The organism is Pseudarthrobacter sulfonivorans (assembly GCF_014712225.1).
GTDB classification, from domain to species: Bacteria; Actinomycetota; Actinomycetes; order Actinomycetales; family Micrococcaceae; genus Arthrobacter; species Arthrobacter sulfonivorans.
In genome coordinates this window covers 256,636-274,078 of record NZ_JACXBW010000003.1, presented here as the reverse complement: position 1 = coordinate 274,078, position 17,443 = coordinate 256,636, and the positions used below count along the sequence as shown (strand labels likewise).

At 66.9% G+C, this 17,443-nt stretch carries 12 protein-coding genes; 4 read left to right on the top strand and 8 right to left on the bottom strand.

Going from position 1 to position 17,443, the window contains the following annotated elements; genetic code table 11:
- Nucleotides 1-51: 51 nt before the first annotated feature.
- From IAQ70_RS05650 to IAQ70_RS05620, 7 genes are all read right to left on the bottom strand, one after another.
- Nucleotides 52-1,998 carry a ComEC/Rec2 family competence protein gene (locus IAQ70_RS05650; RefSeq protein WP_317983591.1) on the bottom strand — a complete coding sequence of 649 codons (1,947 nt, stop codon included), beginning with the start codon at nucleotides 1,996-1,998 and terminating at the stop codon, nucleotides 52-54.
- Nucleotides 1,999-2,071: 73 nt separating this feature from the next.
- The gene (locus IAQ70_RS05645; protein WP_190988325.1) at nucleotides 2,072-2,968 is read right to left on the bottom strand and encodes a ComEA family DNA-binding protein; all 897 of its coding nucleotides are present in this window, start codon (nucleotides 2,966-2,968) and stop codon (nucleotides 2,072-2,074) included.
- A gap of 49 nt (nucleotides 2,969-3,017) precedes the next feature.
- Nucleotides 3,018-4,019 (bottom strand): DegV family protein, encoded by a 1,002-nt coding sequence (locus tag IAQ70_RS05640; protein ID WP_190988324.1) that lies wholly within the window; start codon nucleotides 4,017-4,019, stop codon nucleotides 3,018-3,020.
- 56 nt (nucleotides 4,020-4,075) lie between these two features.
- Entirely contained in the window at nucleotides 4,076-6,601 is a 2,526-nt protein-coding gene (gene leuS, locus IAQ70_RS05635; protein ID WP_190988323.1) for a leucine--tRNA ligase, read from the bottom strand.
- Between the two features lie 409 nt (nucleotides 6,602-7,010).
- Nucleotides 7,011-8,525 carry a glycerol kinase GlpK gene (glpK, locus tag IAQ70_RS05630; RefSeq protein WP_190988322.1) on the bottom strand — a complete coding sequence of 505 codons (1,515 nt, stop codon included), beginning with the start codon at nucleotides 8,523-8,525 and terminating at the stop codon, nucleotides 7,011-7,013.
- Nucleotides 8,526-8,567: 42 nt separating this feature from the next.
- Entirely contained in the window at nucleotides 8,568-9,317 is a 750-nt protein-coding gene (locus IAQ70_RS05625; protein WP_190988321.1) for an MIP/aquaporin family protein, read from the bottom strand.
- Between the two features lie 92 nt (nucleotides 9,318-9,409).
- Nucleotides 9,410-11,161 carry a glycerol-3-phosphate dehydrogenase/oxidase gene (locus tag IAQ70_RS05620; RefSeq protein ID WP_317983599.1) on the bottom strand — a complete coding sequence of 584 codons (1,752 nt, stop codon included), beginning with the start codon at nucleotides 11,159-11,161 and terminating at the stop codon, nucleotides 9,410-9,412.
- A 180-nt stretch (nucleotides 11,162-11,341) separates the two neighbouring features.
- Here IAQ70_RS05620 and IAQ70_RS05615 point away from each other — a divergent pair, with 180 nt between their 5' ends.
- Genes IAQ70_RS05615 through IAQ70_RS05600 form a run of 4 tightly spaced genes read left to right on the top strand, consistent with a single transcriptional unit; the run spans nucleotide 11,342 to nucleotide 15,225 of the window.
- On the top strand, nucleotides 11,342-12,316 hold the full coding sequence (locus IAQ70_RS05615) for a sugar-binding transcriptional regulator (protein ID WP_190988319.1): 975 nt from the start codon (nucleotides 11,342-11,344) through the stop codon (nucleotides 12,314-12,316).
- 10 nt (nucleotides 12,317-12,326) lie between these two features.
- On the top strand, nucleotides 12,327-13,196 hold the full coding sequence (locus tag IAQ70_RS05610; protein WP_190988318.1) for an aldo/keto reductase: 870 nt from the start codon (nucleotides 12,327-12,329) through the stop codon (nucleotides 13,194-13,196).
- A gap of 11 nt (nucleotides 13,197-13,207) precedes the next feature.
- Nucleotides 13,208-14,137, top strand: coding sequence for an alpha/beta fold hydrolase (locus IAQ70_RS05605; RefSeq protein ID WP_190988317.1), 930 nt, complete (start codon nucleotides 13,208-13,210; stop codon nucleotides 14,135-14,137).
- Nucleotides 14,134-15,225, top strand: coding sequence for a glycosyltransferase family 4 protein (locus IAQ70_RS05600; RefSeq protein ID WP_190988316.1), 1,092 nt, complete (start codon nucleotides 14,134-14,136; stop codon nucleotides 15,223-15,225). Before IAQ70_RS05605 ends, IAQ70_RS05600 begins: the two co-directional genes overlap by 4 nt.
- A gap of 11 nt (nucleotides 15,226-15,236) precedes the next feature.
- Here the strand turns inward: IAQ70_RS05600 and IAQ70_RS05595 are convergent, their stop codons facing one another.
- Nucleotides 15,237-17,417, bottom strand: coding sequence for a primosomal protein N' (locus IAQ70_RS05595; protein ID WP_223858938.1), 2,181 nt, complete (start codon nucleotides 17,415-17,417; stop codon nucleotides 15,237-15,239).
- Nucleotides 17,418-17,443 lie beyond the last annotated feature (26 nt).

Here is a 17,443-nt window from a genome sequence, read left to right as displayed (position 1 = left end):
CATGCCGAGGTACTCCTTCGGGTCAGCCCACCAAAACGACTCCGGCGGGGGTCACGTCCCGCCAGGAGGCAACAATCGTCGCCGGCGTTGTCCTGGTTCGTGTGGTTGCGGCTGCGGCCATGGTGGATTCCTCCCGGAAATTCCGGTGCAGTATCTAAGCCTGTTACGGCGGCCCCCTGCCTCCAAGCCGCGGCCGTGGTATCCCCGCGGGCTGCGCGGGGAACGAAGGCGACGAAAGGACGGCTTTGTCCAGGCTCGCAGGCGGCTGTCTGCGGCGTCCAACTGGGAAACTGTCCGGGCGTGCAGCCCCAGGACGAGCCGCAGTATTTGACGCGGCCGGACGGCCGCCCATACACCGGCAAAGGTCAGCGCGGACAGCAGCAGCATCGTCAAAAGGCCGACCGCGCCTTCCGGCCAGGGTAAGGAAGCCCCCGGCAGTCCCGCAGCGGTCCGGGCTGTACCCGCTACGCCTGCACTGAACGTTCCGGCGACGGCGATCAGGGCGGTCGCGAGCCAGGGCACCCAGGCCACCAATGGCACAGCAGCCGTTCCCAGCAGCGTGACCGGTGCCACCAAGGGTGCGGATACCAAGTTGGCCAGCAAGGAGTAGGTCGAAAATTGCGGCTGGAGCAGCACAATGACGGGGCCGCACAGCAGCTGCGCCGAGAGCGGCACGGCCAGGGCAGCCGCTGCCCAACGGGGAACGATCGCAGGGGTCCAGTCCATTATTCGCGAACCGAGGACAATGATCCCCAGCGTCGCCAGCACCGAGAGCAGAAAGCCGAAGCTCGTCGCAAGGCCCGGGTCGATCAACACCAGCCCCATCACAGCAAGGCAGAGGAAGCTGAGTCCCCGGCCCATGCGGCCGCCGGCCAGCGAGGCAATGGCGATGGAACCCATCAACGCTGCGCGCAGGATGCTGGCGTCAGGGCCAACGAGCACCACAAACATTCCCAGGCCGGTCAGCGCGAGGCACGCCGCAGGGATCCTGGGGAGCCTCAGGCTGCGCGCCGCCATCAGGAGCGCGCCCAGGACCAGGCTGCAGTTGGCCCCGCTCACGGCCGTTAAGTGGGTCATGCCGACGGTCTTCATCGCTGCGTTGAGCCCTTCGTCCAGCGCGGAGGTGTCGCCGGTGACCATGCCCGGCAGGAGCCCACGGGGATCGGCCGGCAGGAACGAGGCTGCGGCCACGTACCTTTCCCTGAGCTCCTTTGCCACCACCTCCCAGGCCGGGGCGGCGCCGGCCCCACTGCCATCCGCAGCAGCCGCGCCTGGTGCCGTCGACGCTGCCAGAATGGCGGTTTCCTGTTGGCCCGGCTCAGGCGGCCGCAGCTTGCCGGCGGTCCGGACCAGTTGCCCCGGGACCACGTTGTCCCAGCCGCGGCCGCCCATCACCACGAACTCAGCCCGGGTGCGGATGACCTTGCCGCTGACCGTGACTTGTTCCGTCCGGGCATCCACCGACCACCGTTCGGGCGTCCCTGCCCGTCCCGGGAGCGTGAGGGCGCGCGCGGGACCGGTAATTTCGAGGATGGCGACCACCGATTTCCCCGATGCCGCAGCTTCCGCGAGTGGTCCATCGTGGCGCTGCGAGGAAGACACGGCCGAATGGGCCGCTGCGGTTGCGGCCAGAACCAGAGCCACGGCCGTGGTGGTCAGGAAGCTCCTGCGACCCGCACGGACCTTCCTGCCGCGCGCCACCCGGGCCAGCAGGAGGACTGCCACGACCAGCAATCCGCTGCACAGGAACGCCAGCACGGCAGGGGTCAGCCACGTCCCGGCCACTGCGGCGCCCCAGACAAGCAGCGCCGGAAGTCCCAGCCTGACGTCTGTGCGCCGGCGGGGCTTTTCGGCCGGCGCAGTCTCCTGCTCCGGGCCACGCAGCTTCTTCCTGACATGGCCGGCCAGCATGGCGCTCTTCCGGCGGACCGCCGGGCGAAGAGTTGCGGCGTCCGGCGACAGTCGCTTTGAAGCTGCCGTCGATTGCCTCGATGGCACTGCAGGCACCTGCACTGCGGGCCCCTGCACCGCCGAGTCAACAAAGCGGCTCCACGGGCTTCGTTGGGCCATCTCAGACACCCACCAGCGGGAGAAGCGTTTCCAGCATCTTTGGCCCCACACCGTCCACGGCGTCGAGCTCCTCGACGGACTTGAACGGACCGTGCTCCTTGCGCCAGTCCACGATCCGTTGCGCCAGCACGGGGCCTACTTTCGGCAGGGCGTCCAGGTCTTCCACACTGGCGGTATTGAGGTTGACCTTTCCTGCACCTGACGCGGTACCGGTGCCGGTGCCTGTGCCTGTGCCGGGATCCTGCCCTGCCGCGGCGCTGCCAGGCAGTTCTGCGGGGGTGCTTTCCCCGGGCAGTGGCACATAGAGTTTCTGTCCGTCGGCCAGCACAGCGGCAAGATTGAGCCGGTTGAGGTCTGCTGAAGGCATGGCGCCGCCTGCCTCAGAGATCGCCTGGTGCACCCGGCTGCCGGCGGGCAACTTCACCACTCCGGGCACGGCCACGGCCCCGGCCACATGGATGACAACCGTACCGGTCTGAGGAGTCTCCGCGGGCACTCCAGACGGCTCGGCACGGTCTGTCCCCTGCCCCGGGGTCTCGGCATCACCAGCAGGTCCGTTCGGTTGGGGCGACACCTCGCTGAGCGGGACCACTTGGGGTTGCCCGGCAGCAACCTGTACCCAAAACCAGGCGCCGCCCAGCACGGCGAGGGCGGCAATGAGCAGGGCCACAGGAAGGCCCACCCGCCACCTGAGTGCAGGACCCATCGCGCCGGTGCCGGGTGCGTCCTGGACAACCGATTCGGGAAGGGCGTCCGCACTCCCGTGAGCGCCGCCTGTGTATTCGAAGACTCTTCCGTCGCCGTCGGTCAGCAGCCCCGCACCGTCCCCCAGCGTGGACTGCAGCCGCTCGCGGGCATGCCGCGCCGACTGGCGTGCTCCAGCGTCCCGGCGTGACATGCACCCAACGCTAGGGATTCATCGCCGGAGGTGACAGCCCGGGCCTGCCCTATGTGGAAAGCATCTCGGGCTCCACGGGAGGCGGGGCACTTTCCCCTACGATGACGGCCAGTACACCCAGGCCGGCGTGGGCGGCCAGGACGGCGGGCAGTGAACTGATCTGGGCCGGCGGACACTCGGGCAGTGCAGCGGCCAACCTGGCCGCCAGCCCCTCGGCTTCCGCCGGATTCCCGAAATGGTGGACCGCCAGCCGCGCCAGGCCATCCGGACGGGACGCGGCGTCCTCTGCGGCAATCTCCTCGAGCCGGGCTATGGCTTTGGCTGCTGACCTGACCTTTTCCAGCGGAACGATCTTGCCGCCGTCGACCGCCAGGAGGGGTTTGATGGCGAACATCGTCCCCAGCAGCGAGGCGGCGGCGCCGATCCGTCCGCCCCGGCGCAGCTGCTCCAGGCTGGGAACGTAGAAGTAGACCTTGGTCCGTGCCAGCTGGTCCGTCGCGGCGGTGCTGACCGCGGCTGCCTCCAGGCCGGCGGCCGCGGCGGCCACGGCACTCTGGACGCCCATCCCCAGCGCCATGCCCACCGTGCCGGAGTCCACAACCTCTACTGGGATGTTCACGCGCCCCGCGGCAAGCCGGGCAGCGTCCGCGGTGCCGGAGAGGCCTCCGGAGATGTGGATACTGACAATCGCCTCGTATCCCCCACGTTCGGCGGCATGGAAGGCCTGCTCAAACTGGCCAGGAGACGGCCGCGAGGTCTTGACGGATTTTCCGCCGGCGAGGGCCAGCGCAATGGTTTCGGTGATGTCGTCTTCGCCCTCGCCGTAGATCTCCTCGCCCACCATCACGGGCATCGGGATCACGGTCAGCAGGCCGTCGGAGGCGCAGGCCCGCACCCAGTCGGCCGGCAGCGCGGACGCGGAATCGGTCACCACGGCGGTACGGACCACGACGGCGGACGCGTCCGGGGGCACGCCCGGGCGCGCAGCGGGGCGGAGGGCGGCGAGGCGCTGCCGGAGCCAGAGCCATGCGGCGGCGTCACGGTCGGGCAAGGGGCCTCCTGGTTTAGGGCCGGCCGCCGGGCGGACCCGGCGGCCGGTGTGCCCGGCTAGGCCGGGACGATGTTCACCAGTTTAGGCGCCCGCACGATCACCGTGCGGATGCCGCGGCCGTCCATGGCACGCTGGACGTTTTCGCTGGCCAGGGCCAGTTCGCGCAGCTCATCCTCGCTGATGTCCGGGGAAACTTCGAGCCTGTCGCGGACCTTGCCCTGCACCTGGACCACAGCGGTGACGGTCGCCTGGACCAGCAGCGCTTCGTCGTGGGCAGGCCAGCCGGCATTGGCCACCGAGGCCGGATGGCCCAGGACGTTCCACATGTCCTCCGCGGTGTAGGGCGCAAAGAGGCTCAGGATGACCGCGACGGCTTCCGCTGCCTCGCGGACGGCGGGGTCCGCACCGCCGGGCCCGGCATCTATGGTCTTGCGGGTCGCGTTGACCAGCTCCATTAGCTTGGCCACCACCACGTTGAATTTGTTGTTGTCCAGCAGCGCGGCGGCGTCGGCGATGGTCCTGTGCGTGACGGACCGCAGCGCGCGGTCACCGGATGCGGCGTCAGTACCGGGCTCGCTGGTGACATCCTGCGCCAGCCGCCAGGCGCGGGCCAGGAACTTCGCGGATCCCGACGGCGAAACGTCCGCCCAGTCGACGTCGTCCTCCGGCGGGGAGGCGAAGATCATGGTCAGGCGCACGGCATCCACGCCGTACTTGTCCAGTTGCTCGCCGAGGTCCACGCCGTTGCCCAGGGACTTGCTCATGGCCTTGCCCCCGTTGAGGACCTGGCCCTGGTTCAGCAGCGCGCTGAAGGGTTCATCGGCTTCGAGCATGCCGAGGTCGTGGATGACCTTGGTGAAGAACCGGGCGTACAGCAGGTGCAGGATGGCGTGCTCCACGCCGCCCACGTACTGGCCTACCGGCATCCACTCGTTGATCTTCGCGGGGTCGAACGGCCCCTCGGTGAACTGCGGCGAGACGAACCGCAGGAAGTACCAGGACGAGTCCACAAACGTGTCCATGGTGTCGGTATCGCGCTTGGCCGGTCCGTGGCAGTTGGGGCAGTCCACGTTGACCCAGCCTTCGGCGGCGGCCAGCGGTGACGTGCCCTTCGGCGACAGGTCCTCGCCGCGGAGGTCTGCCGGCAGGGTCACGGGCAGCTGTTCGTCCGGGACAGGAACCTCACCGCAGGCGGGGCAGTGGATGATGGGGATGGGGGTCCCCCAGAACCGCTGGCGGCTCAGGAGCCAGTCGCGGAGGCGGAAGTTGACGAACTTCTCGCCCGTGCCCTGCTTCTCCAGCATGGCGATGGCGGCCGGAATGGCTTCGGTTTTCGGCAGGCCGTCCAGGACACCCGAGTTGATCAGGGTACCCTCCCCTGCCGTGGCCTTGCCCGAAACGGCGGGATCGTCCTCGCCCGTGTCCAGGACCGCGCGGACCGGCAGGTCGAACGTCCTGGCGAAGTCCAGGTCGCGCTGGTCGTGCGCCGGGACGGCCATGATGGCGCCGGTGCCGTAGTCGGCCAGGACATAGTCCGCGGCCCAGACCGGCAGCTTTTCGCCGTTCAGGGGGTTGACCGCGTACCGGCCGGTGAAGACCCCCGTCTTCTCGCGTTCGGTGGACTGGCGTTCGATTTCGCTCAGCGCCTTGACCTGCTCGCGGTAGGCGTCCAGCGCGGCTGCATGCTCGTCCGTGACGAGTTCGACGGCGATCGGCGCGTCAGCTGCGACCACGAAGAATGTTGCGCCGTAGAGGGTGTCCGGGCGGGTGGTGAAGACGGTGACGTCCTTGGCGGCCTTGCCGCCGTCGGCCTCGATCACGAAGTTGACGTGCGCCCCTTCGGACCGGCCGATCCAGTTCTTCTGCATCGCCAGTACACGCTCGGGCCAGTGGCCGCGCAGCTCGTCCATGTCGTCGAGCAGCCGGTCAGCGTACTCGGTGATCTTGAAGTACCACTGGTTCAGGGACTTCTTGGTGACCGGGGTGCCGCAGCGTTCGCAGGCACCGTTGACTACCTGTTCGTTGGCCAGCACAGTCTGGTCCTTCGGGCACCAGTTGACCGGTGAATCCTTGCGGTACGCCAGGCCACGCTCGTAGAAGCGCTTGAACAGCCACTGGGTCCAGCGGTAGTACTCAGGGTCCGAGGTGTGGACGCGCCGGGACCAGTCCGCGGAGATGGCGTAACGCTTGAAGGACGCCGCCTGGGTTTCGATGTTGGCGTACGTCCACTCGCTGGGGTGGGCGTTGCGCTTGATGGCGGCGTTCTCTGCCGGCAGGCCGAACGAGTCCCAGCCGATCGGGTGCAGGACGTCGAAGCCCTGCTGCCGGAGGTAGCGCGCCACAACGTCGCCCATGGCAAATGCCTCGGCGTGGCCCATGTGGAGGTCGCCCGAGGGGTAGGGGAACATGTCCAGCACGTAGCGGCGCTCGCGGGAGCCGTCATCGACGGGAGTGAAGACCTTGAGGTCTTCCCACACCTGCGGCCACTTGGCCTCCATTGCCGCGAAACTGTAGGCACCCTCTTCGGGTGTTTCCGCCGCTACTGATGGTGTTCCGGTCTCTGTCTCCGGCTGAACGCTCACTGCTGCCCTCTTCTGTTCTGTTGCGGCATCTGTGCTGCCCCAACGGTCTGATCCCCTCTGCTGCCGGCCCGGCAATCGTGCCCGGACACACAAAAGCCCCTCTCCATGGAGGGGCGGCCGCTCGGCACTCCGGTTGTCTCCGGATTCCAAGCGGCTAGCTAAGCAGAAGGATCGCACGCATAGGACTACTTTAGCGCACGCGTCCTTCCACCTAAACGTAAGTCGCCCCGAGCGGCTGAAGTAGCAGCGACGGCGCTCTGTTCCTGGATGAAGGGTGACTACAGCGAAAGCAAGGAAGGCAGCCCCTCGCCCGGGTGTGGTGGGCACCGCGAAGCGGGCGGGGCAGGGGCCGCCTTCCTTGCGTGGTGAGACGGGGGCCCGTCGCAACCACGAACTGCTGTCTGGCTGGCTACTTCACGTCCTCGTCGACCCAGTCCATGGACTTGGTCACGGCCTTCTTCCAGAGCCGCATCTGGCGGTCCTGCTCGGCCTGGTCCATTTGCGGTTCCCAGCGCTTGTCTTCTGACCAGTTTGCCGACAACTCGCCGAGGTCCTTCCAGAATCCGACGGCGAGGCCGGCGGCGTAGGCAGCACCCAGGGCAGTGGTTTCAACGACCTTGGGCCGGATTACCGGAACACCCAGGATGTCCGCCTGGAACTGCATCAGCGCGTCGTTGGCCACCATGCCGCCGTCGACCTTCAACTCGGTGAGCGGGACGCCGGAGTCGGCGTTGACGGCGTCCAGTACTTCGCGGGTCTGGAACGCCGTGGATTCGAGCGCGGCGCGGGCGATGTGGCTCTTGTTGACGAACCGGGTGAGGCCCACGATTGCGCCGCGGGCATCCGAGCGCCAGTAAGGGGCAAACAGGCCCGAGAATGCCGGCACGATGTACACGCCGCCGTTGTCTTTGACTGAGGCCGCCAGGGTCTCCACTTCCGGGGCGCTGCTGATCAGGCCCAGATTGTCGCGCAGCCATTGGATCAGGGATCCGGTCACCGCGATCGATCCTTCCAGGGCGTAGTGGGTCGGTGCATCTCCGAGCTTGTACCCCACGGTGGTCAGCAGGCCGTTCTTCGAGTGGACGATCTCTTCGCCCGTGTTGAAGATCAGGAAGCAGCCGGTGCCGTAGGTGTTCTTGGCTTCACCGGTCTGGAAAGCCGCCTGGCCGAAGGTGGCCGCCTGCTGGTCACCGAGGATGCCGGCTACGGGTACTTCGCGGAGCAGCTGGGAGGTGTGGACCGTGCCGTAGACCTCGGAGGAGGATTTGATCGCGGGCATCATGCTCAGCGGGACCCCGAAAATGCCCAGGATTTCCTCATCCCAGGCCAGGGTGTCGAGGTCCATGAACAGGGTGCGGGACGCATTGGTGACGTCCGTGACATGGACCCCGCCGTCCACCCCGCCGGTCAGGTTCCAGAGGACCCACGAGTCCGTGTTGCCAAAGACCAGGTCACCCGCCTCTGCCTTGGCCCGGGCCCCGTCAACGTTGTCCAGGATCCACTTGATCTTGGTGCCGGAAAAATAGGTGGCCAGCGGAAGGCCCACCTTCTGCTTGAACCGTTCCGGGCCGCCATCCTTCGCCAACTCATCGACGATGTTCTGCGTGCGCGTGTCCTGCCAGACGATGGCGTTGTAGACGGCTTCCCCGGTGGTCTTGTCCCACACCACCGCGGTTTCGCGCTGGTTGGTAATTCCGACGGCGGCAATATCGTGACGCGTCAGGTTCGCCTTTGAGAGCGCAGAACCGATGACCTCGCGGGTGTTGTTCCAGATTTCCGCGGGGTTGTGCTCCACCCAGCCGGCCTGCGGGAAGATCTGTTCGTGCTCCATCTGGCCGGACGAAACGATGTTGCCGCTGTGGTCGAAGATGATGGCGCGGGAGCTGGTGGTGCCCTGGTCGATGGCGATTACGTACTGGTTCATGTTGACGTCCTTGTCTGTATGCAGGGTTTGGTAGCTGATCGGTCAGGATGCTGCGGTGATGATGATGGGGACGACTTTGGCGAGGATTCCACCCAGGGCTCCGCCTACCAGCGGTCCGACGACCGGAATCCACGAGTAGGCCCAGTCGCTGCTTCCTTTGCCCTTGATGGGCAGCAGGGCGTGGGCAATGCGCGGGCCGAGGTCGCGGGCGGGGTTGATGGCGTAGCCGGTGGGACCGCCGAGTGAAACGCCGATGCCCACAACCAGGAGGGCAACAGCCAGCGGGCCCAGCCCGGAGGGGGTTCCGCCCAGGGTGAGGATCACGAAGACCAGGACGAAGGTGCCGATGATCTCCGTGATCAGGTTCCACGGGTTGGAGCGGATGGCAGGGCCGGTGGAGAAGACGCCGAGTTGCGAGGCCTGCGCCGGCTCCTCATCGAAGTGCTGCTTGTAGGCGAGCCAGCAGACAACTGCGCCGAGGAAGGCGCCCAGCAGTTCGGCGCCGAAGTAGGTCAGCGTGGATGCCACGTCCACCTTAACGCCCGGGGCGTATTCAGCTTTGCCGTTCACCAGCAGGCCCAGGGTCACGGCGGGATTGAGGTGGGCACCTGACTTGGCGGCAACGAAGACACCGCAGAAGACGGCGATGCCCCACCCCCACGTGACCATCAGGAACCCGCCGCTGTTGCCTTTCGTGCCCTTCAGGGCCACGTTGGCCACGACACCGCAACCCAGCAGGGTGAGCATCGCGGTTCCGAAGACTTCGGAAAGAAAAACAATTCCAAGAGACATCATTGACTCCTTATTTTCTGTTTTCGGTCCCTCGCGGGTTGAAGGACCGTTGAGCCGGCGAGCGTTGACCCTCCGGCTGCAACCTGGCCTGCCTAGGCGACCAGGCTGTGGACCTGCACGCGGTGCAACCGCCCCAATACCTCCTCGGCCCGACGGATTTCACGGGCCTGTGCTGCCGTGTCCCAGCCCAGTGGCCCGGCAAGCACTTCACACACCTCGTTCAGCAGCTCGCCCGTGACCAGCCCCCGGAAGGCAAGGGAAGTGCGCCGGATGAGGACATCAACCAAGTGCCCGATCTGCTCATGTCCGGCCATATACTCCAGTTCGCGGACGCTGAGTTCGCGGGTTGAGCGCAACAGCTGGTCAGGACCGCCGTCGAGGAAGCTGATGACCTCCTCCGCCCTGGTGCCGTAGCGGGTGAACAGGAGGGCCGTCCGGTCGGCACCACGATTCGCGGTCACGTGGGCCTTGATCCAGGCCTGGACACCGGCCTCGTCCGCCGGGAAACCGGCGCCCCCGCCGATGGCGAGCTTCGCCGTCGATACCTGACGCTCCATGCCCAGTTCGGCAAGCACGTCGTTGGCCAGATGTTCGGCCAGCGCCCGGAACGTTGTCCATTTACCGCCTACCAGGCTAAAGACGACGGCGCCCGGGCCGACTGCCTGCCGTTCAATCCGGTAGTCCCGGGACACGAAGCCCGGCTGGGTCGCGTCGTGGCGGGGCAGCGGGCGTACGCCGGAGAACGTGTAGACGATCTGCCCGCGGTCAACGTGGATGCCGGGGAAGACATGCCCGGTCAACTCGAGGAAGTAGTCGATCTCCCCGTCCGTGCACACCGCATCCTGGGCCATGTCGGCGTCCACATCGGTTGTTCCCACCAGAACCCTGTCCCCCATGGGGTAAATCAGGACGATTCGGCCGTCGGTGTGTTCAAAGAAGATCTCCCGGCCCTTGCAGGCCTCGAGCAGGTCCGGGTGGTCAAGCACGATGTGCGATCCCTTGGTGCCGCCCATAAAGCGGGAAGCTGCGCCCATCGCCCCGTTGGTCAGGTCCACCCAGGCGCCGGTGGTGTTCACAATGACATCGGCGGTGAAATCAAAGAGCTCCCCCGTCAATTCGTCGCGCAACTGAACCGTGCTGCCGGTAGACGCGTTTCCGGCACGAACCCCGCGGCCCATCGACTGGAGCGAGACATAGTTGCTGGCCCGGGCCGTGCTGCCGGCCTGCGCCGCGTTCACCAGCCCGGCCTTTTCACCGTCCTGGAGTACGTCCAGGGTCAGACGCTCGGGATTGTGCACCGAGGCGTCAAAATAGGTGGCCGCGTACTTGATGCCGGGGTGCAGGTCGGGAAGTTCCGCCAGCGCCCGCCTGCGGCCCCGGAACTGGTGCCGCGGCACGGTGCCGCCGTCGCGGGAGAATGAGTCGTACATGCTCAGGCCCAGCTTGATCAGGAACGCGCCGCGTTCCTTGGGTTTGCCCTGCTGCCTGTGGGTCAGAAACCTCAAGGGGGCGGACAGTACGCCGGAGAAAGTGCTGAAGATGGGAATCGTGGTCTGCAGCGGCTTGACGTAGTGCGGGGCGATCCGCAGGAGGCGGTTGCGCTCCACCACCGACTCCCGGACCAGACGGAACTCGCCGTTTTCCAGGTAGCGGATGCCGCCGTGGATCATGTGTGAGGATGCGCCGCTGGCACCCTGGCAGTAGTCGCCCCGTTCCACCAGGGCCACATCCACACCCTGGAGGGCGAGATCCCGGAACGTGCCTACCCCGTTGATCCCGCCGCCGATGATGAGCACTTTGGCCTGCGGACGCTCCCGCAGTGCCTGCGCCGCGGCGCGGGCCACCGACGACTTCGCAGACGTGGTGCGGGGGTGGCCAGATGAGTCCTTGAGTCCCAAAAACTGCTCCTTGGGTTTAGTCCTTGGGGCCTACCATCGCAGGTCAGCCGCCCTTCTTCAACTATTCTTTGAAGTAATGGAAAATCCAGTCAAGCTCTATGCACAAACGTGCAGAATGGATGCCGAATGATGCGCTCCCGCCACTCAGACGCGCTGCGGGCTGCACAGATGTACTACCTCCAGGACCTGACCATGGACGCGATCGCCCGGGAACTCCGGACATCCCGGTCCACGGTGTCGAGGCTTCTTTCCGCGGCCCGGGACACGGGTCTGGTGCAAATCCAGATCCGCAATCCGCTGGACACCGGCCCGGAGCTCGAAAGCATGATCCGGCGGGAGTACAACGTGGATGTTCACGTTGTTCCGGTCCTCGAGTCACTCAACGAGGCTGAAACCCTGGACCGCGTGGCCCTGCAGGCGGCGCGCACCATCGGGCCCCTGGTGGATTCCAATGCGATCATCGGCGTCGCGTGGGGCTCAACGCTCAGTGCGGTCAGCAGGCACCTGACCCGCAAGATCACGCACGATACCGTGGTGGTCCAACTCAATGGCGCCGGAAACATGCACACCACCGGCATCACTTACGCGAGCGACATCATGCGCCGTTTTGGCAGCGCCTACGGCGCCCGGGTGGAGCAGTTCCCGGTGCCCGCGTTCTTTGACCATGCGGCCACCAAGGCTGCCATGTGGAATGAGCGCAGCGTGCAGCGCATCCTGGATCTGCAGGCCCGGATGAGCATCGCCATTTTCGGGGTCGGATCCGTCGAAGCCGATTATCCGAGCCATGTCTATGCCGGCGGCTACCTGGACGAAAACGACCTCCGGATGCTTGCTCATTCCGATGTGGTGGGTGACGTGGCCACGGTCTTTTTCCGCCGGGACGGCTCGTCGGATGGCATCGTTTTGAACGAGCGTTCCACGGGCCCGGCGCTCGCGCAGCTGCGGCAGGTCCGCCGCCGGATCTGTGTGGTGTCGGGGGCGTCCAAGATCAACGGGCTGCGCGGTGCCCTCACCGCAGGTCTTGCCACGGACCTGATTCTCGATGAAGCCACCGCGCGCCGGCTGGTGGGCTTTGGAGGCGTGAACCCGGCGAATGGGTAAAGTCAGTCGTATGAAACCTTCTCCCCGGCTTAGTCTCAACAACGGTGTGCTGATCGACCAGCTGGGGTTCGGGCTCTACAAGGTTCCGACGGCGGACGCATCATCACTGGTGGCCACGGCCTTGGGCACTGGCTACCGCCACTTCGACACCGCCGCGATGTACGGCAACGAGGCCGGCGTGGCGCGGGCACTTGGCGCGGCCGTTGATTCCGACGGCGGGAGCGGCGGTTCCGGCGAATCCTCGCCGGGGCTCCGCCGTGAGGACGTCTTTGTCACCACGAAGGTCTGGAACGACGACCAGGGGTACGACACAACGCTGCGGGCGTTTGATACGTCCATGGTCAACCTCGGCCTTGACTACGTGGACATGTACCTTATCCACTGGCCCTGTGCACGGCGCGGCCTCTTCACCGAAACGTACCGCGCACTGGAGACCCTTTACCGCGAAGGAAAAGTGCGCGCCATCGGTGTCTGCAACTTCCAGCCGGCCCACCTGGACCGCCTGCTCGACACCGCCGAGGTGGTGCCTGCGGTGAACCAGATCGAACTGCACCCCTGGCTGCAGCAGTCAGAACTCCGTATGAAACATCAAGCGCTGGGCATCCTCACGGAAGCCTGGAGCCCGCTGGGCCGCGGGCACGTGCTGGCAGATCCCGTGGTGCGTGCCCTTGCCGCCGAACACGGCCGGACACCCGCCCAGATCATCCTCCGCTGGCACGTCCAGCTGGGAAACATTGCCATCCCCAAGGCCAGTTCGGAGGCCCGCATCCGGGAAAACCTGGACGTCTTCGGCTTTAGCCTGTCGGACCGCGACATGGCGGCGCTTGCCGAGCTAGAGCGCGGCCAGCGCACCGGCTCCCACCCTGACAACGTCAACTAGGACCGGGATCCATGAAAACCACCGCCCACCAGTCATCCGCCGCGCCGTCCTACTTCAGCGCCGGGCTGGCGGCCCGCACGCAAGCCGCAGACGTCGAACTCGACGGCAGCGCCGTGGCGTACTGGACGTATGAACCCGTCCAGGCCACTGCCGAAACCCGCACCATCCTGGTCATCCACGGGTTCCGTGGCGACCACCACGGCCTGCTCCGCGTAGCCGACCAGCTGTCGGAAATGCGGATCATCATGCCTGACCTCCCCGGCTTCGGCAGCTCCGCCGCGTTCGTGGCAGGAGAGCATTCGGTGGAACAGTACGGCGCCTTCATCAGCTCCTTCATGGCTGCGCTGGATCTGGGCCCGGACACCGTACTGCTGGGACACTCCTTCGGCTCGATCATCGCGTCCCATTTTGTTGCCGCGCATCCCGGGAAGGTCACGCCGCTGATCCTCGTCAATCCCATCGCCTCGCCCGCCCTGGAAGGCCCCAAGGGCATCATGACCAGGCTGGCCGTCCTCTATTACCGGCTGTCCGCGCGTCTCCCCCGCCGGCTGGGCCTCGCACTGCTGCGCAACCCGGTGATCGTCCGGGTCATGAGCGAAGCCATGGCCAAGACCGGCAACCGGGACCTGCGCCGCTTCATCCACGGCCAGCACCACGCCTACTTCAGTGCATTCGCCGACCGGGAAAGCCTCCTGCAGTCATTCACTGCGTCAGTCAGCGCCCATGTTGCGGAGGTGGCCGGGAAGCTGACACTGCCGGTGCTGCTCGTGGCCGGCGAAAAGGACGAAATCGCCGCGCTGCCGGACCAGCACCACCTCGCCGCGCTCCTGCCGGACGGGGAGCTCAAAGTCATTCCCGGCGTCGGCCACCTCATCCACTACGAAACGCCCGAGCCGGCCGCCGGTTTCATCCGCAGCTTCCTTAAGGACCACCCCGCGTGAAGATTGTCATCGATGCCCGGTTCACCAGGAACGACCACCACGACGGCATCAGCCGCTATGGCGCGAGCCTGATCGCAGCGACCGCCAAGATCGCCGACGTCTCGATGCTGATCAGCGATACGCGGCAACTTGCCCTGCTCCCGGATGTTCCCTACACGGTGATCAACAGCCCCCTATCCCCGGCGGAGCTTTTTGTGGCCCGCAGGATCAACCCGCTCGGCGCGGATGTGGTGGTCTGCCCGATGCAGACCATGGGCAGCTGGGGACGCAACTATGGCCTGGTCCTGACCCTGCACGACCTGATCTATTACGAGCACCCCGCGCCGCCGGGATTCCTGCCGGCGCCGGTGCGCATCCTGTGGCGCATGTACCACAAGGCCTTCTGGCCGCAGCGGCTCCTTTTGAACCGTGCGGACATCGTGGCCACCATCAGCAGGACCACGGAAGCGCTGATGGCCAAGTACCGGCTGACCAGCCGGCCCGTGCGGATTATCAGCAACGCACCGCAGCCGGCCCAGGAACCGCGGGACCCTGCTGCGGGGTCGGACCATGCGCTGGTCTACATGGGTTCGTTCATGCCTTACAAAAACGTGGAGACCCTGGTTGCCGGGATGTCCGGGCTGCCCGACTTCACGCTGCATCTGCTGAGCAGGATCACCCCGGAACGGCGTGCCGAGCTGGAGATCATGGTCCCCGCCGGGGCCAAGGTGGTCTTCCACAATGGCGTCACTGATGACGAATACGCCGTCCTGCTCAGACGCGCCACCGCATTGGTAAGCCTCTCCCGTGCCGAAGGGTACGGGCTGCCGCTGGTGGAAGCCATGTCCCTGGGCACGCCGGTGGTTGCCAGCGACATTCCGATTTTCCGGGAAGTGGGCGGCCACGCCGCCTCGTATGTTGACGCCGACTCCGCCACCGAATTCGCCGCGGCTGTGCAAAAATTGCGGGACGACGCTCACTGGCAGGACGTTTCGCGCCGCTCCGTGGCCCGTGCGGCGGAATTCAGCTGGGACGAGTCCGCCCGGGAGCTGGTGGACGTAGCCCACGACATTGTGGCCGCCCGCTCCGGACGGAAGCGCCGCCGGTAGACCGCCCCCGCCTACAGGACGTCCACGCCATCGAGCCTGACCTGCACCGGTTCCCCGCTCCGCTTGGCGGCAGCGGCAGCCTTCGTTGACCGCAACACCCTGGTCACGGCGCCGGCTTGCCCGTAGGGGAAGAACAGCAAGGTCCGGACATCCTCCCCGGCGCGTTGGGCGGCCGCAGAGCCGGTAAGCACCACCGGGGCCGGACCTGCGGTCCGCAGCGTTAAGCCGGACGTCGTCAGCGCAGCCTCCACCGCTGCGGTGAAATGAACGACGGCGGTCCGGGGGCCGGTTACCGACGCAATCCGGACAGCCGGGGGCAGCTGGAGTTCCATGCGGAGTTCCAGCTCCCGCCTGGCGTACCCGGCCGGGTCCCACCGCAGCAGGGCGCCAACGGCAACGCTCTCCGTCGCGGTGATGACCACCAGGCCGCCGTCGGACGCGGGACGCACCAGCGCCGCGGCATTGAACCAGCGGCGTACGGTGTCCTCCCCGGCCCGAAGGTTTTCCCGGCGCAGCAGCGAGTCGCCGTCGAGCAGCAACGCAGCGGCGTAGCCGCCTTCGGCGACGGGCTCAGCCCCGATGGTGGCTACCACCAGGGCATGCGCGCCGCCCACTTCAGCCTTGACATGGTCGCCGGAGGACGTGATGACAGCCTTGCCGGGAAACGCCCGGCCCAGTTCCTCCGCTGTCCGCAGGACTCCGGTGGCACCTTTGCGAAGCTTCCGCCCCGAGCAGTGGACACACTGCCAGTCGGGGGCCGGCGTCGAGCACCAGCGGCATTGCGGAATCGCCGAGCTGCCGCTGGCTCCCGCCAGGGCCAGCGGCCCTTGACAGGACTGGCAGCGCGACGGCTCGCGGCACGTCTCGCACACCAGTGACGGCGCATAGCCGGCCCTTGCCACCTGAACCAGCACCGGCCCGCGCTCCAGCCCTTCCTTGGCCGCCCGCCACGCGGCGCCCGGAAGCCGCGCCACCAGGGCGAGCGGGTCACGTTCCTGTTCAAAGCTGTCGGCGGTATTCAGGACGCGTGGAACCGTCCGCCGGACAAACGTCCGCTCGGCCTCAACCGGCATGGCCCAGCCCGCCTCCACCAGCCGCTGCAATTCCGTACTCCTCGCGTGGCCCGCCATCAGGCAGGCCGTGCCGTCCTGGTCCGCACGCAGCAGCAGCACCTCACGGGCATGGGCGTAGGGGGCACGCTGTTCGATGTGGAGGTCGTTGCCGTCATCCCAGCAGGCCACAAGGCCGAGGTCCTGAACGGGAGCGAAGGCAGCGGACCGCGTACCAATGGCCACCCGCGCGGATCCGGCCAGGAGGCGCAAAAAATTACGGTAGCGGGGCGTGGGTCCGTCATCTGCCGTCAGCCGGGCGATGTCATCCGCCGGCAGCAGCTTGAGCAGTGCCTGTTCCAGCTGATTGAGGTCGCGGTAGTCGGGCACCACCACTAAGGCCCCGCGGCCGGAGGCGCGGACGGCGGCCACCGCCTCAGCAATCAGCTGCGGCCACGCAGCGGGACCAAAGCCCTGGAGGGGGCTGAAGACCGCCCGCGGGGATCCGCCCTCCTGCAGGTGGCGGACAAAGGCGGGACCGTTGCGGTAGCCCACCCAGCCGCTCCCTCCTTGGGAACCAGCCACGACGGCGGCGTCCCCCGACGTTGCAGGGGTGTCCGGTGCGGCTGGTGCCGGGCCAGGCGGCGGTACGGCGTCTCCCGGCACGGCCTCTTCCGGCACAGCAGCAGCAAGGAAATCCTTCTCCAGCCGTGCCATGCGCGGCGGAACTGCCACCCGCAGCACGTCGCTGACAGTTCCCGCGTACCGGGCGGCGACGGCGGATACGAGCTCCCGCACGGCGGGTGAAAGGACGGCGACCGGGGAGATCACCTTGTGCAGGGGCACCAGGGTGTGGCCGGCGTCGGACTCTGCGGTGCGTTCAATAATGAACCCGCTCAGTTCCTGGCCGTTGAAACGGACTTTGACCCGGACGCCTGCCTGCGCCGCCTCATCCAGTTCTGCCGGCACACTGTAGTCAAAGGGCCGGTCAAGGTGCGGCAGTGATGACTCGACCAGCACCCGTGCCACCGGGAGCTGGGCTGCCAGCGGGGGCCCGGCCTGAGGTGGGCGGGCCGGAAAACCTTGGAGCAGGGACGGCTGTATGGAACCGGGCCCGGTGTGGACCGTATCAGGCATTCCCATGGCGGCCACCCCCTTTCACAGACCAG